A 24,720-nucleotide genomic window follows, 5' to 3' on the forward strand; every position below is an offset into this window, starting at 1 on the left:
ACGTGTGGCAGCTCAAAACGAGGGTCGGAAGCAGGAGTCCGAATCGTGGCTCTCGGGAGGTGATCCGCGCCAGCGGAGGCGGCGGCGTGAGCGCACCTGGCAGGTGACCTGAACGGCGACAGAACTCCGACGTGGAGCCCGGCCAAGGTCATCGACCAGGCGGAGCCACGCTGCACGAGGAGCAGGCGACCAACCCGGACCGGCTGATGCGTGTCGGTTCGCTGTTCTCCGGGTACGGGGGTCTCGATCTCGCGGTCGAACACGTCTTTGGTGCTGAGACGGTCTGGTTTTCCGAGATCAATGAACCCGTCGCCCGCGTCTTCGCCCACCACTGGACAGACGCCCCCAACCTCGGCGACATCACATCGATCAACTGGCATGACGTGCCATCGGTGGACATTCTCTGCGGAGGTTTTCCTTGTCAGGACGTGAGCACGGTAGGCAAGCGTGCTGGCCTCGCACCTGGCACTCGCTCCGGCTTGTGGGCGCAGATGGCGACAGCGATCGAGATCCTGCAACCACAGTTCGTCGTGATCGAGAATGTCCGCGGCCTGCTCTCTACCAAAGCGATCCGCCCCACCCAGCAAGGAGCATCCCCCGATGCACGCAACCCCAACGACGCAACCGGCACCGATGCCACCGCAGCCCTTCGCGACCTCGAACCCGACCCGTGGGGTCTGGGAGACCAGCCAGCCCGACCTCTACGGGCGCTTGGTGCCGTACTCGGAGACCTGGCCGACCTCCGGTATGACGCGCGGTGGCTCGGCATACCCGCTTCCCTCGTCGGCGCGCCGCATCCACGGTTTCGCATCTTCGTCCTCGCGCGACGCGCTGTTCCGAACCCCTCTGGCCTCGGACTCGGCCAGGGGTGGGGAGACGCTAGATCAGGTGAAAGCGCGCCGCGGGACGATCGCTCTCAGCCATCAGGTGATCGACCTGATGACCCGGCGTGGTCGGCACCCGATATCGGACACAACGTTCGCGCTGATCGAGGAGTTCTTCGACGCTGGGGACGTTACGCCCCCGCCATTTCCCGATGGGAACGCATCATCGGACGGCCAGCGCCATCCCCGGCGATTCTGAACCAAGCTGGCGTCTGGCGTCCTGCACCCGATTTCGTGGAATGGCTTATGGGGCTACCCGATGGATGGGTCACCGCTCCGCACCTCGGCCTGACCAGTGCACAGCAGCTTGCTGCGCTTGGCAACGGCGTAGCACCGCGACAGGCGTCGATAGCTCTTCAAACCCTGCTTCGCTGTGAGGGGCAGCCGAGCGTGCACTGCCATTCGGGGACGTCGGCGAACTGAGCGATTGGACGGCGCGATACAGGCGGGATCCGACCGCGTGCGACCCGCGAGATACCAGCCATTACAGGAGAGAGATCTGCCTGAACTGAGCACTGTCGGTTCCCAAGGCCCGCGCTCCTACTCAGCGGTGAGGGATGCGAGCAGGTCAAGTTTCTCGGCGTCTGCGCTGTGCTCAGCCGGGTAGTAGACGACAAGGACAAGGTCGTCGATCGGCATCTTCTCGCGGTGGAGGCGCAGCGCGCCGAGACTCGGATGATTGACAACCGCGGTGCCACCCGCGAGCTGCCGGATATCATGCCGAGCCCACAGTGTGCGGAAACGTGCGCTGGCGAGCGAGAGCTCGCCGACGAGTTCGATGGCGCGCGGGTCATCGGTCTCGTCGCCGAGAGAACGACGGAAAGCAGCGATGAAATCGTCGACGGCCGTCTCCCAGTCCTCGTGGAAGTCGCGCTCGGCGGGGTCCAGCATCAACGAGCGCAGTCGGTTGTTCCCTGGCTCCAGGCGGGGGTTGAAGGCGATCGCGAACGGATTGGCAGCGAGGACGTCGAAGTAGCGGTTCTCGATGAACGCGGGCATGTTCAGCGCTGCGAGCATGTCGCGCAGCCGGGCAGGCACCCGCTCAGCGCGCCCGGAGGCTTTCGCGCGGCGGACACGGGGGCGCGGGCCGCCGAGGCTCATCAGGTGGTCGGCTTCGATCTCGTCGAGGCGCAGCACCCGGGCGAGCGATTCCAGTACCTGGCGCGAGGGGTTCTTGTCGCGGCCACGTTCGAGCCTGAAGTAGTAGTCAGCGCTAATACCGGCGAGGAGCGCAACCTCCTCACGCCGAAGACCGGGGACTCTGCGCCCCGATCCAGCAGGGATGCCCGCCTGCTCGGGAGTGACCAGCGCACGGCGTGCGCTCAGGTACTCCCCGAGCCGGTTGTCGTTGTTGCCGTCCATGCGATCAACGGTAGCCATTCCCCACCGATCGAAAGGTGCCCTGTCAGGACGCGGATCAGCGGGGTCCTTCCTCGGCTTCGACCATCGGCCGAGCATGGATGCATGCCGGCGATCGAGCCGGGGAGACCATCCGGCCCATAGTCGGAGACGGACAAGTGAGGAAGCACATGGATATCAGCGGACGTACCGTCCTGATCGTCGGAGGTACCACGGGAATCGGACGTGCCCTCGCCCAGCGATTCGTTGACGCGGGCAGCACGGTCGTTGTCGGCGGGCGCAACATCGAGCAGGTCGACGGCGTCGAGACGGTGCGCATCGACGTCACCGATGCGGCGTCGGTCGCTCAGGCGCGCGATGAGGTGCTGGCGAAGCACCCCGAGCTCGACGTCGTCGTGACGATGTCGGGGGTCATGCTCACTGAGGACCTGCGCGACCCGGACCACATCGCCCAGGCCGAGACCACGATCTCGGTGAACCTGCTCGGCACGATCCGCGTGATCGATGCGTTCACCCCGCACCTGCTCGGCCGTGGCGCCGGTGACATCATCACCGTTTCCTCGGGCATCGGCTTCCTGCCGTTCCCGCTCATGGCGACGTACGGCGCCTCGAAGGCGGCCGTGCACTCGTACACCGAATCGCTACGCGCGCACCTCGCTGGAACTGGTATCGCTGTGACCGAGCTGATCCCGCCGGCCGTCGCTAACGCCGGCCAGGAGAAGCTCAACCCGAATGCTCTGCCTATGGGCGACTTCCTCGACGAGATCATCGGGCTGCTCACCCAGAACCCGACTCCGAAGGAGATCGTCGTCGAGCGCGCCAAGCCCCTCCGCTGGGCTGAGCACGACGACACCTACGAGGAGCTCCTCGCCGCTCGGTCCCAGTCGCTCAGTAATCTCTCCGGACGCTGAGCCGGAGCAGCAGCGTCCCGGGTCATCCGGGGCCGTCGCTTGTGGCGGCGAGGAGCGCAGTGATGGCGTCGCTGATCGGCGTGTGGATGTCGTGTCTGCGCGCGAGACGCGAGATGACGCCGTTGCGGATACCCCATTCGAGCGGCCGGCCGGCTTCTCGGTCGGTGAGGATCGACGTGCTCATATCAGCCGGGAAGGCCTGGAAGCGGGCCAGGATGGCAGCGGGCACGTCATCGCTCAGGGTTACTCCTTCCGCATGCGAAACGGCCAGGCACTCTTTCAGATAGTCGAGAGTGAGATCCGCGAAGTCAGGGCGGGTGAACACGCCGGCACGCCGACCGGTGAGCGCCATCAGCCCGGCAGCGGCATTCTGGAGAAGCTTGCGCCAGGCGAGAGCGGTGAAGTCGCCCGCGAGTTCGACCTGGCAGCGCGTGTCGCGCAGGACATCCGCGATGCGCTCCGCCTCCGGTGATGCGGGAAGCGTCAGCCAGGGCTCGCCCCGCAGGAGGATGGTGCCGTCTTCCTGCGACTGCGCCGGGAACCAGACGACCGCGGGGACGACCTCTACTCCCTCAGGAACATGGGGTCGAACGGCAGCGATCTGCTCGACGCCGTTCTGCAACACGCAGACCACGGTCCCGGGGGCGCACAAAGCACGCAGCCAGGGGGCTGCCGCCGCGGTCTGGGTGGCCTTGACCGCCAAGAAGAGCACATCCGCCTTCTCAGGCTGCGCAGCAGGATCGGTGCGCACGGGGCCGGGAACGACGATCCGGCGGTCGCCGTCGATCAGGGTGAGCTCTGTTCGCGGCGTGCGACCGTAGAGCGTCGGTGTGTTGCCTGCCTCATGGAGCAGTGCGGACACCGTCGTCCCTATGGCTCCCGGGCCCACGACTCCAACGCGCTTGCGCTCCCTGAAAGAACTCGGTTGCTGCTCTGTCACCATGCCCCAATGTTACGCTATTACCTATGGCAAGATCATCAAGTAACTCCGTTTCTGCCGCCGAGGATCCGCTGCGCCGCTGGCTCGGAACGGTTCAGGCGCGGAGTGCGGGGCTGGTGGCAAGCGAGGCAAAGGTTGTCGACCTCGTGCTGGAGGACCCGTTGTTCGTGGGAAGGAGCACGACGGCGCAAGTCGCCGAGCGAGCAGGGGTCTCGGCGCCGAGCGTGGTCCGTGCCGCCCGCGCAATCGGTTTCTCAGGCTTCGCCGAACTGAAGCTGGAGATCGCCCGCGCTCGCGGAACAGCGGAGTTCTTCGCCCCGCCACACACGCTCACGAGCACCGATTCGACACGCACGATCATCGACACGACAGCGCGCACAGGGATCGACGCGCTCACCGCCCTCAGCGGCGCGATCGACCCGGACGCTCTCGACCAAGCGGTCTCCGCGATTTGTGGCGCGGGGCAGCTCCTCGCCTATGGTGCGGGCCCATCGGCGACGGTCGCGGCCGATGTCGTGTTCCGGCTGCGGTCGCTGGGCGTGCGGACATCGGGCGTCGTCGATCACGAGTCCGCGATGATCGCGGCACGCCTGCTCGACCCCGGCGACGTCGTCGTCGCCGTCAGCTCGACCGGTCGCACCGACATGACCGTCGCGATCGCCGACGCCGCCGCGACCGCCGACGCGACCGTCATCGCCATCACCAACCAGTACGGCACACCACTCACCGATGTCTCCGCCGTCGCACTCGTCGTGGGCGGCGCGCCGCTGACGACGCAGATGGCTGCTGCCGGGAGCCGTCTGGCGCAGCTTGTCGTCGTCGACGCTCTCGCGGCAGCACTGGCACTGCGCGATCCCGACCGTGTCTCGCGCGCCGAGCGGGCCGGGATCGACCTGCCCGACATCACCTGATGCCACCAGTCACCGTTGCGATCGTCCTCATCGCCGCAGTCGCCCACGCTGGCTGGAACCTCGTATCGAAGTACAAGAAGGGCGACACGCTGCTGTTCGTGGGCGCCTACACGACCGCTTCCGCGATCCTGTGTCTCCCTCTCGCGATCGGTGCCGCCGCCACCGGTTCGCAACCGATCACCTGGACCCTGGTCGCCGCTGCGGCCGTGTCCGCCGCCCTGCACCTGACGTACTCGCTCACCCTGCAGGCGGGCTACGACCGAGCCGACCTCGGAGTCGTCTACCCGATCGCTCGCGGCGTCGGACCGCTGCTCACCATCGTGATCGCTATCTTCCTGCTCGGAGAACGCCCCACGGCACTGGCGATCATCGGAGCGCTCGTCATCCTCGCAGGCATCCTCGTCGTCACGGGCAACCCCTTCCAGAGAACGGGCAACCGCCCCCTCCGCGGCATCGCATGGGGTACTACCACCGGAGCCACGATCGCCGCCTACACGCTGTGGGACGCGTTCGCGATCGGCTCCATCGGGCTCGCACCCGTCAGCTACTACGCCGGCACGCTCGTCGTCCAGGTCGCATTCCTGGCCCCAGCCATCATCAGACGCCGCACAGCGTTCGCGAACACCCTCCGCGTCAATCGCGCGCCTATCGCCGCGGTCGCCGTGCTGTCCCCGCTCGCGTACATCCTTGTGCTGACCGCAATGCAAACCTCACCCGTGGCACTCGTCGCGCCACTGCGGGAGGCATCCATCGTGATCGGCGCGCTCCTCGCCTGGCGTCTCTTCGGCGAAGGACACCTCGCCCGGCGTCTGATCGGCGCCGTGATCGTACTTGCCGGCATTGCCGGCATCAGCCTGTAGTCGCAATGCCAGACCAGGTACGACTCAGCGACTTTCTCCGCGTTTGATCGCCTTTTCGCCGCTCTCAGCACCCGGTGCTGCGGCCTGAGCTCCAACGTCGCGTCTCCAGCCTATGAGCGTGATTCGCGCGCGCTGCCGGATGTCGCCGTTCTGGTTCAGAGTTTGGTAGCCCACGGTGATCGATCCGCGACCGGGCCGGCTCTTCGACGGCGTGATCGTGTCGATTCGGGCAACAACCCCGAGTTCGTCATTCGGTCGTGTCGGGCTTGGCCACTCGATCTCCACGCCTTTGCCGATGATTCCTGTAGCCAAGGGCAAAGCCTGCGCGAGCAGTTTCATCGACAACGCAGCAGTATGCCATCCGCTCGCAGCGAGTCCTGCGAAGAAGCTGTCTCGGGCCGCCGTGACAGAGAGATGGAATGTCTGCGGGTCAAACTGTTCGGCGAAGGCAATGATGTCTTCCTCGCGCAGGAGCACAACTGGCGAATGGAACCGCATTCCGACTGCGAGGTCGTCAAGCCAGAAGCCGTCCGGATTCGCAACATGCAAGCCGGGTGAAGTCATCTTCCCAATTCCTTGATCGAGCGATCGTCCGTCACGTCAACGTCGGCGGTGTGCTCTCTCGGTTGGCGCGAACGTGCGCGGTGCGCGGCGGCTTTCGCTCGGTTACCGCACTGGCTCATTGAGCACCAGCGACGCTCTCTCGAACCGGACGGGAGCACGTAGATCATGCGGCATTCCTCGCTCGCGCACTCCCGGAGTCGATGACGCACGTCAGGGCTTGCGAGGATGTCCAGCAGGTCCCGAGCCGCGCGGGCGCACATCGCGCTTTGGCTGAGTGCCACCATCCGAGCTTGCGGTCCATGCAATGTGTTCGCCAAGCGGGGCGGGGGAACATCGGCGCTGGCCCACCGCTCTATCCGCTGCACGGCGAACGATGACACGGGTCGCTCGTGTACGACCCCAGACAGCACTTCCCAGGCATCCTCGCGAAGCTCACGCAACTCCGTCAGCAGCGCTCCCCGATCCACGCTCGCATCGACCTCGATACCTACACCGACGAGCCACTGTTCCAGGGCCCCCTCGCCGTCGAGGCGCTCGACGCGATGCTCTTCGCCAGCGCCCCGCCGCCCGACGGTTGCGGTGAGATTGAGAACGAGGGAACCACCGTCGAAACGAAGCTTCCGCAGTGCCGTGCTGGTTCGAAGGTCGGTAGCCATGCAACTATAGTAACCGATAGAACGGTTACTTAGGAGAGTACATGGGAACTCGATTGCCTGGTTGGGCACGCGTCGCGACCGGTATCACCGTCGTGGGGTGGGGAGCGAACCAGTTCGCTGCTCTGCTACCGGTGTACCGGGAGACCGCCGGCCTGCCGGACTCGTTCATCGCCCTCGCGTTCGCTACCTACATCGTGGGTCTCATCCCGGTGCTCTTCGTCGCCGCCGAGATCGCGGACCGAGTTGACCGACGGTGGCCGGTCCGGGTTGCGGTCATCCTGTCCGCTGTCGCCTCTATCGTGCTGTGCCTCGGCTCGCAGGAGGCCTGGCTTCTCCTTCTGGGCAGGTTCTTCTCCGGTGCGGCCGCTGGCGCGGTTCTCGGTCCAGGCACGGCATGGGTAACCGACCTGTCTGCGGATGACCGCTCCGCTGCTCCGAAGCGGGTGGCGGTCGCGCTCTCCGTCGGATTTGGTGGCGGCCCGCTCGCAGCAGGACTCGTCGCGCAATGGGCACCCCTGCCGGAAGTCCTGCCCTACGCCCTCCATCTGCTCATCTCGGCCATCGCGGCTGCGCTGCTGTGGCGGGCCCCAGATACTTCCCTCGACAACGAAGAACTCGTCGAGCAGGCTGAGGTCTCCGCCACAGAACTCGTATCGAGACGCCGAGCGAGTTTCTGGAGCGCGATCACGACACGGCCCTTCCTCTGGACCATTCCGCTCACGGCACCGTGGGTCTTTAGCGCTGCGACGATGAGCTTCGCCGTGATCCCGTCGGTCATCCATGTCCAAGGATTCGAGGCCGCCACAGCGGGGATCATCACGGGACTCACCATGGGCACCGGAGCACTCATCCAGCCTTTGGCGCAACGCATCGAGCGTGGGAGGGCCGGACGAGCCTTCCCTCTAGGAATGGGAATCGCCGCTCTAGGGATGCTCCTGGCCGCAGGAACCTTCGCGGCTCGGCTCACCGTCCTGATGCTCCCCAGCGCTATCGCCCTCGGCGCCGCATACGGCTTAGTGCTCGTCGCAGGTCTTCGTCGCATGGAGGAGATCGGTCACCCGAAAGATCGCGCACGGCTCAACGCCGCGTTCTACTCGCTCTCCTATATCGGCTTCGCCCAGCCACTCGTCTTTGCACTCGTCGCAGTGACGCCGAACGCCCAAACTCTCTCCGCGGTCCTCGGTGCCATCGTGGCCACGGTAACCACGATCGGCATCGCGATCAGATCCAGAGAGTCCCATGCATAGTGGCGACCACACCATATGTGTTCGACGTCGAGCAGGCCGATATCACCTTTGCTCGCGCATCGACCTGCTCTGTGAACCGGCAGCCTCTCGGTCGTCGGATCATGGACATACGCGCAATCTCCTTCTCGCTGTTACAACGAGTCCGGCCAGCCCACGCCACCAATTGGGCTGAGGAAGCGGATGGGACGTGTCCGCCGAACCGGCCGGCGAGAGCAGACTTCGTGAGGCGAGCGACCCTGCGATAGACGCGTCGCCCGGAGAACAGTTCGGGCTCATGTCAGCGATCGAGATACTGCGCTGCGTCCCGACGCAGGAGTTGACGTTTCCGGTCGTCACGCTCATCCACGTACTGTCCGGAAAGATCGATCTTTGTACGGATGTGGCGATACAGCGCTTGGCGCCCGGGTCAGCGGTGGCGCTCGGCTCGCACAAGCGGCATCAACTGTTGCCACTGTCGCCATCACGGTTGTGGGTGATCTATGCGGACGAACCCTTCATTAGGGCGCAGATGCGCTGGCTCTTGCGGTCACGGCAGCGCGTTCGTCGAGGCGTGCATCCTGATGACTGGGACGGCAACTCCCTTGTACTTACCCCAGGAATCGAGTCCTTTCGGCGGCTGGAACCGATCTGGCGACAGCTGAGCATGCTTCCAGATACGTGTTCATCGCCCGAAGAGACATCGATTCGCACAATCGAGCTTCTAGCGAGGTGGGTTGGCACAGTCGCACCGGTCTTCCTTACCGAAGACAGCCGCTCTCTCCACGTGCCCACCCGGAATCAAGTGCCGGCTTCGAGGCGGCAGGCAGATCCGGCAATGATTGGGCACGTCGGGCGGGCTGCGCGGCTGCTTCGGGAGCGCATGGGCGAGCCGTGGACTGTTACTTCACTGGCCCAAGAACTCGCGCTGTCTCGTACGCACTTAACACGGCTGTTCTCGACGCACATGGGGGCCAGCCCAATGCGATTTCTTACCGAAGTTCGCTTGACCGAGTTCAGCCGCCTGATTGATGAGACTGATCTCTCAGTTCATCAAGCGTCACAAGCCGTCGGCTGGGCCGATCCGCGTGTCGCCTCCGCATGGTTCTCACGACGATTCGGAGTAACGCCGACACGCTACCGACATCGTCTGCCCGCGACCCGCAGCGAAACTGCGTAGCGGCGAGTTCCCTCGCGCTCGACGGGCGTGAGGCCCACTCGAACTCGTCGTATGAACCGCGTTACTCATCACGTGACCCGGACAGGCCCCAAAGGCTCGACATCGCTGCGAGCCAGGAGATAGACCAGATCGAACTCGTCGGGTCTGGTCAGATCCCTGGCGGTCACGCACCTCGTTTCGTTCCTGCCAGTGCTCGCGCACGTCCCGGCGCACCTCATGGTCGCAAGGGCTCTCGGCTGTCATGTCATGGGCCTCGCCGAAAGGAGGTCCGATGATGGCGACGAAAGAGGAAATCCGAGCGGCACGGGATGCGAAGCTCGACGAACTCCACGAGCGCCTGACCGGTGCCGTCGAGACGCTGGTCTCCGGTAAGGACTGGGGGCGCGCTCTAGCGTTCGCGGCCAGGTTCAGGTCACGGAGCTTCAACAACACGCTGCTGATCTGGTTCCAACACGAAGCGAACTACTCGGCGGGGCGGGTGCCTGAGCCGTTTCCGTCGTTGGTGGCTGGGTATCGGCAGTGGCAGCAGCTCGGCCGCCAAGTTCAGAAGGGCCAGCCGGGGTTGCAGATTTTCGCCCCTGTCACGGGCCGGTTCGCTTCGGCGACGCCGGCAGTTGCGGATTCGTGGCGGCGGTTGGAGCGGGGTGAGAAGCCTCGTCCGGGTGAGGTGGTGCGATCCCGGATGATCGCCGCCCGCCCTGCGTACGTCTGGGATGCCTCCCAAACCGATGGCGATCCGATACCGGAACCTCCGGCACCGAAACTCCTCGAAGGTGAAGCACCAACCGGGCTCTGGGAGGGCCTGTCGGCGCAGGTCGTCGCTGCGGGGTTCCGTGTGCTGCGGGTGCCGCATGAGGGTATGATCCACGGCGCCAACGGCATGACCGACTGGGATGCCAAGTCGGTGGCGGTGCGGGAGAACATGGACCCCGCTGCCCAAGTAAAAACCCTCGCGCACGAACTCGGGCACGTGCTGCTGCACAACCCCGATGACGAGGACGCTCGGCACCATCGCGGGATCGGTGAGGTCGAGGCGGAATCCGTCGCCCTCATGGTGGGTGCGGCGCACGGGATGGACACCAGCGGGTACACGATCCCGTACGTCTCGACCTGGGCCGCCCGTGTCGATGGGAAGGAGCCTGTTGAGGTGGTGAAGGCCACCGGCGAACGCGTCCGCAAGGCCGCGCTCGGGATTCTCGATCAGCTCGACACAGTGGTGGTCGCCGACGGCACCCCACCAGGTCTGGAACGCGACGCTGCGCAGCAGGAGAAGCCGCAACGTGCGGCGGCCCGGCCGGTGAAGCCAGTGTCGGAGCGTAGTGAGCCCGTGCGGGCTGCGGCAACGGTGGGGCGGGGGCTGTGATGGCTACTCACGATGCGTTCTCGGAGGTGTTGTTGCGGCTGAATGGGCGCTGGCCGGTCTCGGCTGCTGCTCGCGAGTTCGCCACGGCCGGGGTGCCGGTGTTTCCGTGTGTGTCGGGGGCGAAGCGTCCGCTGACCGAGCACGGCTTCTACGACGCCAGCACCGACCCGGCCTTGGTGGATGCGTGGTGGCGGCAGCATCCAGGAGCGAACGTCGGCCTCCCCACCGGCGCCTCTTCCGGGGTCGTGGTCGTCGATGTCGATGTTCACGGCTCGGTCAACGGATTCGAAGCGATGAACCGCGCACACCGTGCCGGGCTCATCGATGGGTGGATGTTCACCGTCACGAGCCCGTCGGGTGGCCTGCACGCCTACTACCCAGCCACACCGGACACGGCGCAACCTTCGTGGCAGGCGGCTCGGGCGGGGATCGACTTCCGCGGTGACGGCGGGTACATCATCATCCCGCCCTCCTCCGTCGTCATCCACGGAGCCTCTGTGCCGTATGCGCTGCGACAGATCAACACCGGCCCCGCATCCACCATCGACTCGGGCGGGCTGCGTGACTTCCTCGACCCCAGACCAACATCGCGGCCGGTGTCGCGTGGGATCTCCCCATCGGGTGCGGTACGTGATCGGGATGTGTCGCGCATCGCAGCGTGGGTCGCCACCCGCGGCGAAGGCGAACGCAACCGCGGCCTGTTCTGGGCCGCCTGCCGCCTCGCTGAAAACGGGGTCGCACCGTCTGATGCGCTCGACGTGCTCACCGCGGCCGCCGGACACGCCGGGCTGAGCGAGCGGGAAGTCACCACGACCGTGCGGTCGGCCTACCGCGCCGTCCACCCACCGCCGAGAACATCCAGCACGTCACGGTCTGATGGTTTCGCCCGCCCGCGGCATGCAGCCTCACGTCCAGCGGGTCGGGGGTTGTCGTGAATACGCGGCGGTGGGCGGTGCGCACCGCGGTGGCAGGAACGGTGTTCATCGCGTCCGGCGCGTTCTGGCTGTCTTACACCGCCCTCGCTGACCTCGCCCGTCGCTCCGGGATCGGGGTCGGGCAGGCGTGGGCATGGCCTCTGATCGTGGACGGCATCATCGTCGTCGCGACCGTCGCCGTCGTCGCCCTCGCGGGGCTCCGGGCTGCGTGGTATCCGTGGGCGCTGCTGATTGGTGGTGCGGCGGTGTCGGTGACGGCGAATGCGATCCACGCGATCCTAACCGCGGACACCGACGTGCCCCCAATACTTGCTGCGTCTGTGGCTGCGGTGCCGCCGGTGGTGCTGCTGGCGATCACGCATCTGACCGTGATCCTCACCCGCTCCCCGCAATCCGAACCGGCAATCGAAGCCGATCAGGCCGAGCCGGAACCGTCGAACAGTCCCGACGCTGTTCCTCTCTCCTTCTCCGTGATCGAGCCCGCCCCGGAGATGCCTGATCGTCGTGAGTATGCGGCGGAGCTGCGGTTGTCGGGGTGGTCGAACAAGCGCATCGCTCGGCAGCTCGGGGTGCATCCCTCAACCGTGGGCCGCTGGTTCACCCACCCAGAACGTAAAGACGAGCAAGAACCCCCAGAAGAAGAAACCGAAAACGATTCGCCCGTGTGGGTGGAGGAAGAGAGAACACGATGAACAACGAGAACCCCTGGAACGACGACCGCTCGATGACCACCGAGCACACGTCGGCCATCAAGCGAAACGAGCCGACCAAGAACCCCGCCGAGGATCTGACCCCGGATGCGATCGAGGCCGAAGCAACCCGTCAGCAGGCCATGCAGCTCGCGCAGGAGCAGCATCGGGCACGAGGAGTCGATTGGGTACGCCCCACCGATCTCATGGCCCGCCACTCAGCCACCGTGGCCCGGCGCGGCATCGACTTCCACGCCAACCTCGCCCGCCAAACCCGCACAGGGATCGCAAACGCCTCAACCAAGATCGGAAAGCGAATCGGTCAACTGCCGCCGCTGTCCGCGTTCGGCCGCCGCAGCTCGTCGCGTGAGCCGGTCACTCGTGGTTCGGTCGGGAAGAGCTAGGCCGGTGAGAAGCGATGGACACGAAGGCACTGACACCAGCTCCACTAGGTACAGGTTGTGCACCTGACTGCGGAAGAGGAGGTGTCCGACCATGACCACCAGAACAGCGACCGCGATGCCGGATCGGCCCGAGGACTTCCGCACCGGCGAAGGCCTCCGCACCCTCCTCGTCCGACTCCATGAAGCAGGCCCTGGTGCGTGGGAGCACGATCCGGTCGTTGCGGAACTCATGGCGTATGCCGCCGAGAAGTATGCACCCCTCGCCAGTAAGCACGGCCTGGACCCGTGGGAAGCGGCATCGGCGGCGTTCGATGTCATGCGCACCAGGGCGGCACGCACGGCGGAGAATCCGTGGGGTGTGATCACGCATGCGGTGCGGATCACCTGCATCTTCGAAGAACGCGCCCAAGGACTCCTCTGCTCCGTCCACCAAGCCCGCCGCCCCCACATCTCTTCCTTCCACGATCCCGAGCGGTTCAGCGATCGGGAGAACCCGCTGACGGACTACCATCCGGCGTTTCGGATCATCGACAGCATCGAACTCGGCAAGTACGCCCCAACCGGCGAAGAGGAATCGGACAGTGCGACGCAGTTGGCGATGTCGGCTGCGGAAGACGCAATCGCGTTCCTCGCCATGCTCGGCTGGACACCAGAGACCGCGCGCTCTGGGGTCGAGCACGTGTGCGGGGCTCTCATCAAAGCCGGCTCACGTGCGACAGCGTTCGAAGCATTGCGCCGTGACAAGCAAGTTCGCGTGCTGCTGGATATCCCGTCCGGGTCGTGGCATGCGTTGCTGCGGGCGATGCTCGGCAACCCCGACACCGATCACGCCACGACGGGCGCTGGCCGCGGTGTGCTGCTGCGGCTGCTGATCGGCGAGACGATCCCGCTGCTGCTGCGCGATGACGACCTCGTCCTCGCACTCTCTCTGGCGGCTCCCGGAGCCAGGGAGTGATGGGTGATGAGCGAGCAACCAGTGGGGAGTGTGCAGGTCGAGCGGACCGTCGCCTCGATCCGTGTCGGCAACCGGCACCGTGCTGAACTCGGCGACATCGACGTCCTTGCCGCGTCGATCAAGCGTGACGGGCTGCTGCAACCCATCACCGTGACCCCGGACGGGTTTCTCGTTTGCGGGGCTCGACGTTTGGCGGCGTTGAAGATGCTCGGCATCAAGACCGTGAACGTGTGGGTGCGATCCGGGCTGTCGGATCGGCTCGGGCAGCTGCTCGCGGAGCAGGACGACAACGTGCTCCACAAGCCCCTCACCGCGCTGGAAGCGGCAGCGTTGTATCGGGAGCTCAAGGCGATCATGAGCGAGGAAGCCGCGCTGCGGGAGCAATCCACGCAGTTCCAGAAAGGCCATGCGCCCGGTGAGCATGGGGGTGGACATCTTCCACCCCCACCCGGTCAAGCCGGGAAGACGCGCGAGCAGGCTGCGGCAATGATTCCGGGTGGGGCGTCGTATCGGACCTACGACAAGATCGGCTACGTCGAACAGGTCGCCACCGACCGCAAATACCCCGAGCATGTCCGAGTCGCTGCACAGGCGGCGTTGGATCAGATCCAGGACGGCGGCCCCGTCGACCCGGAATACACGCGCGTCCGCGCCCTCGCCACCAGCATGACCGAGCAAGCCCGCGCGGCCCGGGATGCGGAACTACATCAGATGGCCGAAGAAGCCGTGGCCCGCGTCCAAGCCGAAGCAAAAGCCAAGAAGAAAGAACAGGCGCGGAAGACCCGCCCGGTGTCGCCGGTCGAAGAGGGGATCACGCTGCTGGGGGTGCGGGCATTTGTGCTCACGTGGACCGATCTCGATTCCTGGTGGATCAAGTACGACCTCACCCGGCTCGCCACCGACCTCACCGACGAACAAGCCGACGCCTTTTATACCGTCGTCGAAGGCACGGTGACGTTCGCTGAAGACCTCCGCACCGCCCGCACCGCCACTCGGTCAGCGGCTGAGGACGTAGCACTGGCACCTCTCCGCTAACTGCCCCGCGCGTTGGTGAAGCTGGGGCGCACCTGGGGGTTATGAGAACTCTCGATGTGTCCGACCCTCGCATCCGTCGCCGCCTGATCGCCGCCGCTGCGAGCGGGGTGGTGTTCCTGATCCTCGCCGGGATCGGCATCTACGGCCTCATCACCGGCCCCCGCAACGCCACCGGCACGGATTACCCGACCGGTTCGGAACCGTCATCGATCGCACCCGAAACTCCGGGGCCGACCACTTCGCCGCGGTTGCCGGTGGTGTCGAGGTCGGATGATCCGGAGACCTTCGCCCGGAACGTCGCCGAAGCCCTCTTCACCTGGGATACCGCGTCGGGCTTCTTCCCGTTGGACTACACATCAGTGATCCTCGATGTCGGCGATCCCTACGGTGCTGAGCAGGCGGGCCTCGCGGCCGATGTTGCCGCCTATCTACCAGCGAGAGAGGCGTGGCTCGAGTTGCGGAAGTACCTCACCACCCAGCACCTCACCATCGACAACGCTTATGTGCCGGAGGCGTGGGATACGGCCGTCGAGCAGGCACAGCCGGGCCAGCTCGCAGAGGGAACAACGGCGTACACGATCGACGGCACCCGGCACCGCTCCGGTGTCTGGAACGAGGACCCTGTCGCCAGTGAGCATGCGGTGTCGTTCACGGTGTTCATCGTCTGCCCGCCTGACGGCGACGACTGCCACCTGTTGCGGCTCTCCCAACTCGACACCCCCCTGAAGTAGCAGGGGGTGGATCGTGTTCAAGAAACTCGCCATCGCAGGGATCGCCCTGCTGTTCCTCGCACCCTCGATCATGCTCGTCTCGATCGGGGCGCTCATCAACCCCGCACAGGCCGCGAACGCCACCTGCCTGTCCACCGGCCTGACCGTCGGCACGATCCCGGACGAACTCGACGTGACGGATGCTTCCGGGTACTCGTTCACGCTGAACCATCAGCAGCTCACCCACGCCGCGACGATCATCACCACCGGCTCCGCGATCGAGGGTGTGAATCGTGACGGTGTGCAGATCGCGCTCATGGCCGCGCTGACGGAGTCGACGTTGCGGATGCTGTCGAACACCAGCCACTACCCGGACTCGGCGGACTACCCGAACGACGGCAACGGGTCCGACAACGACAGCCTGGGCTTGTTCCAGATGCGCCCACAATCCGGGTGGGGCACGGTCGCTGATCTCATGGACCCGAACTACCAAGTCCGCGCCTTCTTCGGCGGACCCGCTGGGCCGAACTATCCGTCGCCGCGGGGATTGCTGGATATTGCGGGGCGGGAGTCGATGGACAAGGGCGAGGCCGCCCAATCCGTCGAAGTCTCCGCCTACCCCGACCGGTATCGGAACTATGAGTCGGTCGCAGAGCAGATCCTCCAAGCCCTCACCACCAACACCACAGCACAGCCCGCTGGTGGTGGTGCGGTGTTGGGGCCGGTGCCGGAGACCTCCCGTGTGGTATTCCCGATGCCGGAGGGCACCTGGGTGATGACCAGCCCTTACGGGATGCGCGAACATCCCATCACCGGGGAATACAAGCTCCACTCCGGCACTGACTTCGCCGGCCCCGACGGCACCCCGATCCTCGCCGCCGCTGATGGTGTTGTCACCGTTGCCGAATACTCCGGCGGCTACGGCGGCCTGGTCGTCATTGAGCACACCGTGGACGGGAAGACGGTCGCGACGGCGTATGCGCACTCTTGGGAGACCGGCATCCGCGTCACGGCGGGTGATCGTGTGACCGCGGGGCAGCACATCGCTGATGTCGGCTCCTCGGGCAACAGCACTGGCCCGCACCTGCATTTCGAGGTCAGGATCGGCGGCACCAACGGCGAATACACCGACCCCGCCGTCTGGCTGGAACAGCACGGTGCCGCAGACCTCGACGCTGGCGAGATCACCGATCCGGGCGGCTGCACCACCAGTGAAGGGAACGAGTCATGAATGTGTTCCCGGATTTCGATGGTCTCGGTGGTATCGGTGACCTCAAAGAAGTCATCGGCGCCCTGCTCACCTTTGTCCTCGTCATCGCGGTGCTCATGTTGATCGTGTCCGCGATCGTCTGGGCCGTCGCCTCCGCGCACGGCAACCACGCCACCGCATCGAAATCCCGCACCGGCCTCCTCGTCGCCCTCGGCACCGCCGCGCTTGCTGGCGGTGGGGTGGCGTGGATGAACTGGCTCATCGCGGTCGGTGACCAGCTCTGAGGTTCACGTCAGCTCGTGGACGGCTGCGGTAGCGCTATCTGGCGGGCACGATGCCTGCGAGGGCGAGGTAGTCCAGCAGGCTCGTCGTCAGTGGTACCTGAGTGAGCTCGTCCGGGGTGAACCAGCGTGCGTCGTCGGCATCGTCGCCCGGCGTGAGGTTTCCTGCGGTGACGGTGGCTGCAAAGTCATGGATCTCGAACACGCGCCCGTCGCCGGTCGGCACATCTACCGTCCACAGCTCCTGACCGATCTCGACATGTAGGCCGGTCTCTTCCCATGCCTCCCGGCGGGCGGTCTGCGCGGGGGTTTCACCGGGTTCAGCAGACCCTCCGGGCACCGACCAGCATCCCTTCTCGGGCTCCTCGCCCCGTAGCACGAGCAGCACGCGGCCCGCGTCGTCGGTGATGACCGCGCTGGCGGCGAGAACACGCTCCACGCCTCCCACGCTAGTCGCCTTCTCCGCGGTGGTTGTCCTGGCGCACCTGAGGTCAGAACCCTTCCGCTGCCCACGCTTGTGGGCCTTGTTCGTGTCAGGAGACCCCACCGTGTTCGACCTCATCACCACCGCTGTATCCGTGATCCCGGCGCTCGTGCCGATGGACATCGACATCAACCCCAACGACTCCGGCCTGCCCGGTATCGCGCAGCTGCGCACGATCGTGGGCGCGGTCATGACCGTCGGCCTCATCCTCTCCGTTCTCGCCTTGATCATCTCGGCGATCGTGTGGGGCTTCGGTGCGAACAGCAGCAACCCGCACCTGGCGGGCAGGGGAAAGATCGGCGTCCTGGTCTCCTGCGGCGCCGCGGTCATCTGTGGTGCTGCGGTCACGTTGATCAATTTCTTCTGGAACGTCGGCCAGCAGGTCTAACCCCATCCCCCGCTCGATCTGAGGAGGTTTGTGATGGGGGTTTGCGATGTTCCTGTCATCTCCACCGTCTGCGATGTCGCAGGCGACGCCGCCGGAGCCTTGATCTCCGCCCCGTTCGATTGGCTCGCCCAGGCAATGGGTGCGGCCGCGGGCTGGTTGTTCGAGGCCGTCTGGAACGTGTTCGACACCACCACGCTCGTCGACGTCACATCCGACGGGTACGTCAGCGTCTACAACCTGGTGTTCGGGATCGCCGTGTTCATCATGCTGATCTTCTTCTGTCTCCAACTCATCACCGGCCTGATCAAACGAGACCCCGGCGCCCTTTCCAGGGCCGCGCTCGGCCTCGCGAAGAGCGTGCTTGGCAGTTTCGTGGTGATCACGTTGACCGGGCTGGCGTTGGAGATCGTGGATCAGCTCTGCACCGGCATCATCCAAGCCGGCGGGGAGACCACGGAGACGATGGGTGACAAGATCACCCTCCTCGTCGCAGGCCTCACCGGCATCAGCATCGCCGCGCCCGGCGTCGGGGCGATCATCACCATTTTCCTCGCCGGGCTCGCGATCACCTCCGCCGCAATCGTGTGGCTGTCGCTCCTGGTGCGGAAGGCGTTGCTGTTGGTGGCGATCGTGATGGCGCCCCTCGCGTTCTCCGGTTCGTCGTGGGATGCGTCACGGAGTTGGGTGTCGAAGTGGGCCATGTTCGTCATCGCGCTGATCGCGTCGAAGTTGGTGCTGGTGGTGATGTTCCTCGTCGCCGTCACCCAGGTCAGCGCACCCATCGAGGCCGACCTCGCCTCCGTGTCTGACCCGATCGCGGGTGTGGTGCTGATGGCGATGGCCGGATTCGCCCCATACCTGACCTACAAGTTCATCTCGTTCGTGGGATTCGATATGTATCACGCGATCGGCTCCGAACAGGACGCCAAGCAGTCGTTGAACCGGCCGATGCCGGTGCCGTCCAAGCCGCAGGGTGGTGACCCACAGAAGGTCCTCGACGGCACCGGCAGCGGCGGAGGCAAATCGGGCGGTGGGTCGGCTGCGGCCGCACCGAAACCGACCCCCGCCGCATCCAGTGGTGGCGCAGGCGCCGGAGCCGGCGCAGGTGCCGGTGCGGGTGCGGGGGCTGGCGGATCCGGTGCGGCTGCCGGTGGTGCGGCCGTTGCGGCACCGATCGCAGCGGGCCTGATTGCGGCGAAGATCGCCAAGGACTCCTTCGAGGCCGGACCGAAGGCCGCAGGTCACCTCGCCAACGAGGCAGACGCCGCTGCGGACGGTGCGGGCCAGCCCGGAAACGCGGGCGCTCCGGCAGCGCCGTCTACGCCGGTGCCGAAGAACCCGATCCCGCCGTCTGACCTGCCGCCGTCGAATCCGAAGCCACCTGCCCCGAAGCCCGGCAAGGAGTAACCGATGAACAACACGAACACAACCAGCGGCGGCGAGTTGGTGCCGGTGAAGTTCTCCCGCCTCGCACGCCGCGGCATCCTCCTCGGCCTCTCCCTCTCACAGCTCGTCACCCTGGCCATCGGCATCCTCGCCTTCGTCGGAGCCCTCTACGCAGGCGGCGGCATACTCATGGCGTACACCGCACCCATCTGGGCCATGTCGATTGCGTTGACGTGGATACCGGTCGCGGGGCGGCCGATGGTCGAATGGCTCCCCGTCGCCTGCTGGTGGCTCTACCGCACCACCATCGGACAACTGCTCTACCGCCGCCGGGTGGTGGTTCCGCGCCCGGTCGGCACCCTCGCCCTGCCCGGTGACATGGCGCGGCTGCGGGAGTACACCGACCCGGAGACTGAGGCGGGGATGATCCACGACCCCCACGCCTCGACACTGACGGTCGTGGTGGAGGTGACGCATCCCGCGTTCGTGCTCCTCGATCCGGGAGAGCAGGAACGCCGCGTTACCTCCTGGGGCCGTGTGCTCGCCACTGTCTGCCGATCCGGACGGGTCGCGACCCTCCAAGTCCTTGAACGCACCCTTCCAGATTCGGGTACGGGGTTGGCAGAGTGGTGGGCCTCGCATGGCACCCACGACGACTCCTGGGCATCCACCACTTACGCGGAGCTGATCGACCGGGCGGGGCCTGCCGGGGAACGGCACGCGACCACGCTCTCGCTCGCACTGGACATGCGAGCAGCAGCCCGGCAGATCCGCACCGCCGGCGGCGGCATCCGCGGAGCCGCCGCCGTGTTGCGACAGGAGATGGCAACCCTGGTAGCGGCGCTGCGTTCCGCCGACCTCAATCCCGGCGGGTGGCTGACCGCGGGGCAGATCGCTGTCATCCTCCGTAGCGCTTACGACCCGGCGATCGCCGCGACCTTGGAGCGTCAAGGCCAGATCGGACAATCGCTTGCTACGGCGGGGCCGTTGGCGGTGAACGAGTCGTGGTCGCGGATTCGTACCGACTCCGCCCACCACGCCACCCTGTGGATCAGTGAGTGGCCGCGGTCGATGGTGTTCCCCGGATTCCTCTCACCCGTCCTGCTCTCCACCGGGATACAGCGCTCGTTCTCCCTGATCTGCACCCCGATGCGATCGGACCAGGCGGCACGGGATATCAGGAAGAAGAAGGTCGAGCACATCAGTGATGCGGCGCAACGGCAACGGATCGGGCAGATCGAAGACGCCTCCCAGACGGCGGAGTACCAGGACGTGTTGCAGCAGGAGGCAGACCTGACTGCCGGGCACGGCATCCTCCGCTACACCGGCCTCATCACCATCACCGCACCCACCGTGAACGAGCTCGATGCCGCGGTCGCCGCGATCGAACAGGCCGCGATCCAAGCCTCGTGCGAGACCCGGTTGCTGGTCGGGCAGCAGGCGGCGGCGTTCACGGCGGCGGCATTGCCGCTGTGCCGGAAGGTGTAGTCGTCAGCCGACGTGGAACTCGCGTTCCTTCTGTTCGTCGTCCTCGCTCCAGCGGATGCGAATGATGTCGGGATCGCCGCCACCCATGTGATGAAGCACATGCAGGCGGCGAGTCTGGCCGGCATGGATGACGGTGGGTTCATCGCCGCTAGTCAGGATCATGCTGGAGTTTTCTCCGACGACCTCGAATCGCACATCAGTGGCGTCTTGGTCACCCGTGTTGGTGATGTCGATCCAGTGCCGAGTGGAGTAGCGAGGCTTTCCCTTGCTGTCGTATGACGTCAGTTCTCGTTCTTGCTGAGGCTGAGCCGCGAACCGCACACCAGATTTAGTTGCAGGGAGTTGCGGGGCTGACAGTTCTAACGAAGCGATGTCGTACTCGATGGCCTTCCAGACCTCGTGGCCGAGCTGGCCAGTGTTGGCGAACTCGCCAAGCAAACCTCGCTCGCTGATTGCAGCACGAAATTCCCGGAGACCGTCGAGCTGCTGGGTGTCCACGTCGTGAGGAAGCGGTGCAGTTGAGAAATAGAGGTGAACAGGCTTTCCGCTATCCACGGCGCGTTCGATCTCTTCAACGGTGCCGGATACCGCGTCGGGCGTTGGGGAGCCAAGCCGGCTGCCAAACAGAGCGAAGACGATGTCGCATTGGTCAACGCCTTGCGAGTTGATCAGTGACTGCGGATGACCTCCGAGGACAGGAACGGACGAGGTCTCCCATCTCCACGGCAGTAGCGCTACCTGCTTGGTTGCAGCGTTGGCGTTGTTCCAGTCATTGATCGCGGCTTCTACTGCATCGCGAGCATCGGGAATGTCTGACGGGGAAGCGATCATCACCCGAAGCACGGAAGCGGAAAAACTCATGCTTCAAGGGTATCCGGAGCGTCTGACACGCATGGAATAGCTGACGCACCTGGCTGGCGACATCCATCGTCAGGGAGGACTCTCATGCCCACTTTCACCGATCCGAGAACCGATGCTGCCGAAGCATCCGAAGCGCTGCGGGGTCTTGCGCACGCGACAATCCGTATTGACCAGCCGGCGCAGATGTATCCGGTGCTCGGGGATCTCCTCGCAGGTGTCCGGTCGCTGCGGCAGGTACTCGACCAGCTCGCCGCCGCTCATGTCACCGGCCAACCCCGCGCGTTCGACGACCAAGGTGACGCCGCGATTGGTGCGAAGGATGCGCTGGCTGCGGCGGATGAGCTGCATCAGGCCGCGACCCTGATCGATGCCGCACATGACCGGCTCGATGCGGCCATGAACGCAGCGGGCCGGATCGCCTGGCGCCCCGACCCCGAAACCGCGCGGCGGTGGGTCAGCGTTGTGTTCTTCGATGGTGAGGAAGCTGACCGGGTACTCGATCTCATTCAGCGTGACGGCACGACCGCCGGGATCGAGCACCTGAGTCAGTGGGATTACGGGGAAGAGACCACCGATGCTGCCCTTACCAACGGGTACGTCTACGACACCCCACCGGTCGGGAACCTCGACCGCACCACCACCGAGGGCAACTACACGTTGACCTACAATCCATTCCTCAGCCACGTCTCCCTACTCCGCGCTTACGATGCTCCGGCCGATTTCGCTCTCGCCGAGCCCGCGCCCGCACCGGCGGTTGCTGCGGTCGGCCTGGGTGAAGGAGCCGGCAGAGCCGCCCCCAGCACGGATACCGTCGCCTCCGCCACTACCCGGAAGACACCCGCGGTTGCGGGTAAGGACTGGTTCGCGGCTACGCCTCGCCCGGCGCAGCATGCGGGGCGGGGGCTCGGACGATGAACTCTGAGCCCGAGCGCCTGCACACCTCCGTCCTCGTCGCACCCGCATCCGAACGCCGCAAGCTCCGCAAACAGCGCAGGCAGGCCGCCGCGCGGATCACCGCCGAACAACGCAAGACGGAGAAGGCGGTCGCGGTCGCGAAAGCAGAAGCCGAGCGCGCGGAACGTCGCGCGACCACCTACCTGCCCGCTGCCGGAGAACCAGGGGCCGCAACCTTGCGGACGCCGGGCAGGTTCAAGTTGCCCCGCCACCAAGACACGTCCGCGACCCTCGCCGGGGCGTATCCGTTTGTCGCCGAAGGCGGGCTCGGCTCTGACGGTGTCTTCGTCGGCCAGGACCTCTACTCCGGCGGGAGCTTCGTTTACGACCCCTGGGTGCTCTACGCACGCGGGGTCATCACCGCCCCGAACGTCGTCCTCGCCGGCATAGTCGGTAGCGGGAAATCGAGCCTGGCGAAGTCGCTCTACACGCGATCGCTTCCGTTCGGGCGGCGAGTCTACGTTCCCGGTGATCCGAAGGGCGAGCACACGGCCGTCGCTGAGGCGGTCGGTGGGCGGGCGATTGTCCTTGGCCACGGCCTCAACACCCGCCTCAATCCCCTCGATGAAGGGCACCGACCATCAGGGCTGTCGGATGAGCAATGGGCCGCGACCGTCGCATCGCGCCGCCGGGATCTCATCGGCGCTCTCGCGGAGACGGTGCTCGCGCGTGGGCTGACGCCGTTGGAGCACACTGCGATCGATCTGGCGTTGACGGCTGCGGTGCGGGAGAACGATGTGCCGATCCTGCCGATGGTCGTCGACCACGTCCTGAACCCCACCGACGACACCGACAGACGCCTCGCCGAAGACGGCCGACTGGTCGGGCACGCACTGCGGCGCCTCGTGGCCGGCGACCTCGCCGGACTCTTCGACGGACCATCCACCGTCAGGTTTGATCCGTCACTGCCGATGATCTCCCTTGACCTCTCCCGCGTCACCGAAAACAGCACCCTGATCTCGGTGCTGATGACGTGCTCCAGCGCGTGGATGGAATCCGCCTTGCTCGACCCGAACGGTGGGCAGCGGTGGGTGATCTACGACGAAGCATGGCGCCTCATGAGCCACCCCGCACTCTTGAAGCGGATGGATGCGCATTGGCGTCTCGCGAGGCATTACGGGATCGCGAACATGCTGATCTTTCACAAGTTGACCGACCTGGACAACGTCGGCGACCAAGGCTCCGCCATGCGATCCCTCGCCAACTCCCTGCTCGCGAACGCGGAAACCCGGATCGTCTACCGGCAAGAATCCGACCAGCTCGGAGCCACCGCATCCGCACTCGGGCTCACTGGCACCGAGCAGAAACTCCTACCCGGATTAGGTGTCGGGCAGGGGCTGTGGCGGATCAAAGACCGGTCTTTCGTCACTCAACACCAACTGCACCCTGCTGAATATTCGCTCTTCGACACAAGCTTGCGGCTCAAGCAGAACGTCTAGAAGTTCGCGTGAATATTGACGGTTCTCGCGGGAACTTCCCGGTCCATGACGCCTACGGTTCGACGCCGGTTTCGGTGTTGGTGTTCATCTCGGCGATGAGCGAGGCGACCTGAGGGGCCGCGTAGCCGGGTGCCAAGCCCGCGGTGACGTGCCTGCGGATGCGTGAGCGCGCCAAGCGAGCCTCGCTCAGATCCGTCACGTCACGGATCGCGGTGGCGAAAGCTGCGAACGATCTCAGATCCCCGGCCAGCTCCTCCACCCTGGACTCCGGATCGGCGCTCCGCCGGAACCGGTAGGCGCCATCACGGGTGAAGGTTGATCCCCAAGCCCGCAGCGGAGCCATCAGCGTCGCCGCGTCCGGGTGCCGTTGCCCGTCCTCATGCAGCCGCTGCTCCACCTGATCGAGATAGATCGCCCCGTAAGCCTGAACATCCACGCCATCACGGACGTTCCTCGGCGTCATCTCCGACAACAGAACCGCCGCCCGCACGGTCGGTGATGTCGGCTTCACCCATTCCCACCTGCGCTCACCAGAAGACGCCTGCTGGCTGAATCCCTCGTCCTCGGCAGTAGCGGCGATACGCGGCATGGACTCCTCGGCGAAGCGCCGCCGGTCATCCGCCCGTGAACCCATGTCACCAGTTTCCCAT

The 24,720-nt window shown here is 65.7% G+C and carries 26 protein-coding genes and 1 pseudogene; 20 read left to right on the forward strand and 7 right to left on the reverse strand.

Annotated elements, in window-relative coordinates; all coding sequences use genetic code 11:
- The first annotated feature begins 131 nt into the window (after positions 1-131).
- Positions 132-1,307 carry a DNA cytosine methyltransferase gene (locus AC0QSG_RS05025; protein WP_245610973.1) on the forward strand — a complete coding sequence of 392 codons (1,176 nt, stop codon included), beginning with the start codon at positions 132-134 and terminating at the stop codon, positions 1,305-1,307.
- Positions 1,308-1,424: 117 nt separating this feature from the next.
- On the opposite strand, the gene AC0QSG_RS05030 is transcribed toward AC0QSG_RS05025, so the two are convergent.
- Positions 1,425-2,264 (reverse strand): helix-turn-helix transcriptional regulator, encoded by an 840-nt coding sequence (locus AC0QSG_RS05030; protein WP_475376852.1) that lies wholly within the window; start codon positions 2,262-2,264, stop codon positions 1,425-1,427.
- Between the two features lie 149 nt (positions 2,265-2,413).
- Between AC0QSG_RS05030 and AC0QSG_RS05035 the strand changes: the two genes are divergently transcribed.
- Positions 2,414-3,154 carry an SDR family oxidoreductase gene (locus tag AC0QSG_RS05035; protein ID WP_045247696.1) on the forward strand — a complete coding sequence of 247 codons (741 nt, stop codon included), beginning with the start codon at positions 2,414-2,416 and terminating at the stop codon, positions 3,152-3,154.
- A gap of 22 nt (positions 3,155-3,176) precedes the next feature.
- On the opposite strand, the gene AC0QSG_RS05040 is transcribed toward AC0QSG_RS05035, so the two are convergent.
- On the reverse strand, positions 3,177-4,016 hold the full coding sequence (locus AC0QSG_RS05040) for an oxidoreductase (RefSeq protein ID WP_048809058.1): 840 nt from the start codon (positions 4,014-4,016) through the stop codon (positions 3,177-3,179).
- Positions 4,017-4,120: 104 nt separating this feature from the next.
- Between AC0QSG_RS05040 and AC0QSG_RS05045 the strand changes: the two genes are divergently transcribed.
- Both AC0QSG_RS05045 and AC0QSG_RS05050 read left to right on the forward strand, forming a co-directional pair.
- Positions 4,121-5,005, forward strand: a complete 885-nt coding sequence (locus tag AC0QSG_RS05045; protein WP_045247694.1) for a MurR/RpiR family transcriptional regulator — start codon at positions 4,121-4,123, stop codon at positions 5,003-5,005.
- Positions 5,005-5,865, forward strand: coding sequence for an EamA family transporter (locus AC0QSG_RS05050; RefSeq protein ID WP_045247693.1), 861 nt, complete (start codon positions 5,005-5,007; stop codon positions 5,863-5,865). Before AC0QSG_RS05045 ends, AC0QSG_RS05050 begins: the two co-directional genes overlap by 1 nt.
- 24 nt (positions 5,866-5,889) lie before the next feature.
- Here AC0QSG_RS05050 and AC0QSG_RS05055 read toward each other — a convergent pair whose 3' ends face one another.
- On the reverse strand, positions 5,890-6,429 hold the full coding sequence (locus AC0QSG_RS05055; protein WP_048809056.1) for a MaoC/PaaZ C-terminal domain-containing protein: 540 nt from the start codon (positions 6,427-6,429) through the stop codon (positions 5,890-5,892).
- Entirely contained in the window at positions 6,426-7,085 is a 660-nt protein-coding gene (locus AC0QSG_RS05060) for a CGNR zinc finger domain-containing protein (RefSeq protein ID WP_084603852.1), read from the reverse strand. The genes AC0QSG_RS05055 and AC0QSG_RS05060 overlap by 4 nt, the downstream gene beginning before the upstream one ends.
- A 41-nt stretch (positions 7,086-7,126) precedes the next feature.
- Here AC0QSG_RS05060 and AC0QSG_RS05065 point away from each other — a divergent pair, with 41 nt between their 5' ends.
- The 11 genes and pseudogenes from AC0QSG_RS05065 to AC0QSG_RS05115 all read left to right on the forward strand — a co-directional run bounded on the left by AC0QSG_RS05065 (position 7,127) and on the right by AC0QSG_RS05115 (position 17,073).
- On the forward strand, positions 7,127-8,332 hold the full coding sequence (locus tag AC0QSG_RS05065; RefSeq protein WP_045247691.1) for an MFS transporter: 1,206 nt from the start codon (positions 7,127-7,129) through the stop codon (positions 8,330-8,332).
- A gap of 187 nt (positions 8,333-8,519) precedes the next feature.
- The gene (locus AC0QSG_RS05070; RefSeq protein WP_084603851.1) at positions 8,520-9,488 is read left to right on the forward strand and encodes a helix-turn-helix domain-containing protein; all 969 of its coding nucleotides are present in this window, start codon (positions 8,520-8,522) and stop codon (positions 9,486-9,488) included.
- Positions 9,489-9,762: 274 nt separating this feature from the next.
- Positions 9,763-10,851: an ArdC-like ssDNA-binding domain-containing protein gene (locus tag AC0QSG_RS05075; protein WP_425411864.1), complete on the forward strand. Its 1,089-nt coding sequence runs from the start codon at positions 9,763-9,765 to the stop codon at positions 10,849-10,851.
- A complete protein-coding gene (locus AC0QSG_RS05080) occupies positions 10,848-11,786 on the forward strand; it encodes a bifunctional DNA primase/polymerase (protein ID WP_045247689.1) in 939 nt (312 codons plus the stop codon). Before AC0QSG_RS05075 ends, AC0QSG_RS05080 begins: the two co-directional genes overlap by 4 nt.
- Before the next feature lie 17 nt (positions 11,787-11,803).
- Positions 11,804-12,478 (forward strand): DUF2637 domain-containing protein, encoded by a 675-nt coding sequence (locus AC0QSG_RS05085; RefSeq protein ID WP_045247688.1) that lies wholly within the window; start codon positions 11,804-11,806, stop codon positions 12,476-12,478.
- Positions 12,475-12,879 carry a hypothetical protein gene (locus AC0QSG_RS05090; RefSeq protein ID WP_048809052.1) on the forward strand — a complete coding sequence of 135 codons (405 nt, stop codon included), beginning with the start codon at positions 12,475-12,477 and terminating at the stop codon, positions 12,877-12,879. Before AC0QSG_RS05085 ends, AC0QSG_RS05090 begins: the two co-directional genes overlap by 4 nt.
- A 91-nt stretch (positions 12,880-12,970) precedes the next feature.
- The gene (locus tag AC0QSG_RS05095) at positions 12,971-13,834 is read left to right on the forward strand and encodes a hypothetical protein (RefSeq protein ID WP_045247687.1); all 864 of its coding nucleotides are present in this window, start codon (positions 12,971-12,973) and stop codon (positions 13,832-13,834) included.
- 6 nt (positions 13,835-13,840) lie between these two features.
- Entirely contained in the window at positions 13,841-14,869 is a 1,029-nt protein-coding gene (locus AC0QSG_RS05100; RefSeq protein WP_045247686.1) for a ParB N-terminal domain-containing protein, read from the forward strand.
- A 41-nt stretch (positions 14,870-14,910) separates the two neighbouring features.
- Positions 14,911-15,600 (forward strand): hypothetical protein, encoded by a 690-nt coding sequence (locus AC0QSG_RS05105; protein ID WP_045247685.1) that lies wholly within the window; start codon positions 14,911-14,913, stop codon positions 15,598-15,600.
- Between the two features lie 13 nt (positions 15,601-15,613).
- Positions 15,614-16,792 (forward strand): annotated as a pseudogene (locus AC0QSG_RS05110) (M23 family metallopeptidase); the annotation flags it as partial.
- A gap of 14 nt (positions 16,793-16,806) precedes the next feature.
- A complete protein-coding gene (locus tag AC0QSG_RS05115) occupies positions 16,807-17,073 on the forward strand; it encodes a DUF6112 family protein (RefSeq protein WP_045247684.1) in 267 nt (88 codons plus the stop codon).
- A 34-nt stretch (positions 17,074-17,107) separates the two neighbouring features.
- Here the strand turns inward: AC0QSG_RS05115 and AC0QSG_RS05120 are convergent, their stop codons facing one another.
- Positions 17,108-17,518 carry an NUDIX hydrolase gene (locus tag AC0QSG_RS05120; RefSeq protein ID WP_048809050.1) on the reverse strand — a complete coding sequence of 137 codons (411 nt, stop codon included), beginning with the start codon at positions 17,516-17,518 and terminating at the stop codon, positions 17,108-17,110.
- A 151-nt stretch (positions 17,519-17,669) separates the two neighbouring features.
- Between AC0QSG_RS05120 and AC0QSG_RS05125 the strand changes: the two genes are divergently transcribed.
- Genes AC0QSG_RS05125 through AC0QSG_RS05135 form a run of 3 tightly spaced genes read left to right on the forward strand, consistent with a single transcriptional unit; the run spans position 17,670 to position 20,816 of the window.
- On the forward strand, positions 17,670-17,942 hold the full coding sequence (locus tag AC0QSG_RS05125; RefSeq protein ID WP_411742250.1) for a DUF6112 family protein: 273 nt from the start codon (positions 17,670-17,672) through the stop codon (positions 17,940-17,942).
- Between the two features lie 33 nt (positions 17,943-17,975).
- Positions 17,976-19,349: a hypothetical protein gene (locus AC0QSG_RS05130; RefSeq protein WP_045247681.1), complete on the forward strand. Its 1,374-nt coding sequence runs from the start codon at positions 17,976-17,978 to the stop codon at positions 19,347-19,349.
- A 3-nt stretch (positions 19,350-19,352) separates the two neighbouring features.
- The gene (locus AC0QSG_RS05135) at positions 19,353-20,816 is read left to right on the forward strand and encodes an SCO6880 family protein (protein ID WP_045247680.1); all 1,464 of its coding nucleotides are present in this window, start codon (positions 19,353-19,355) and stop codon (positions 20,814-20,816) included.
- A gap of 3 nt (positions 20,817-20,819) precedes the next feature.
- Here the strand turns inward: AC0QSG_RS05135 and AC0QSG_RS05140 are convergent, their stop codons facing one another.
- Positions 20,820-21,677 (reverse strand): DUF4062 domain-containing protein, encoded by an 858-nt coding sequence (locus tag AC0QSG_RS05140; RefSeq protein ID WP_045247679.1) that lies wholly within the window; start codon positions 21,675-21,677, stop codon positions 20,820-20,822.
- An 84-nt stretch (positions 21,678-21,761) separates the two neighbouring features.
- Between AC0QSG_RS05140 and AC0QSG_RS05145 the strand changes: the two genes are divergently transcribed.
- Positions 21,762-22,592, forward strand: a complete 831-nt coding sequence (locus tag AC0QSG_RS05145) for a hypothetical protein (RefSeq protein WP_045247678.1) — start codon at positions 21,762-21,764, stop codon at positions 22,590-22,592.
- Positions 22,589-24,070, forward strand: coding sequence for an ATP-binding protein (locus AC0QSG_RS05150; protein ID WP_045247677.1), 1,482 nt, complete (start codon positions 22,589-22,591; stop codon positions 24,068-24,070). The genes AC0QSG_RS05145 and AC0QSG_RS05150 overlap by 4 nt, the downstream gene beginning before the upstream one ends.
- A gap of 52 nt (positions 24,071-24,122) precedes the next feature.
- Here AC0QSG_RS05150 and AC0QSG_RS05155 read toward each other — a convergent pair whose 3' ends face one another.
- Positions 24,123-24,704: a hypothetical protein gene (locus AC0QSG_RS05155; protein WP_045247676.1), complete on the reverse strand. Its 582-nt coding sequence runs from the start codon at positions 24,702-24,704 to the stop codon at positions 24,123-24,125.
- Positions 24,705-24,720: the final 16 nt, after the last annotated feature.

The organism is Arthrobacter sp. LT660, assembly GCF_056172845.1.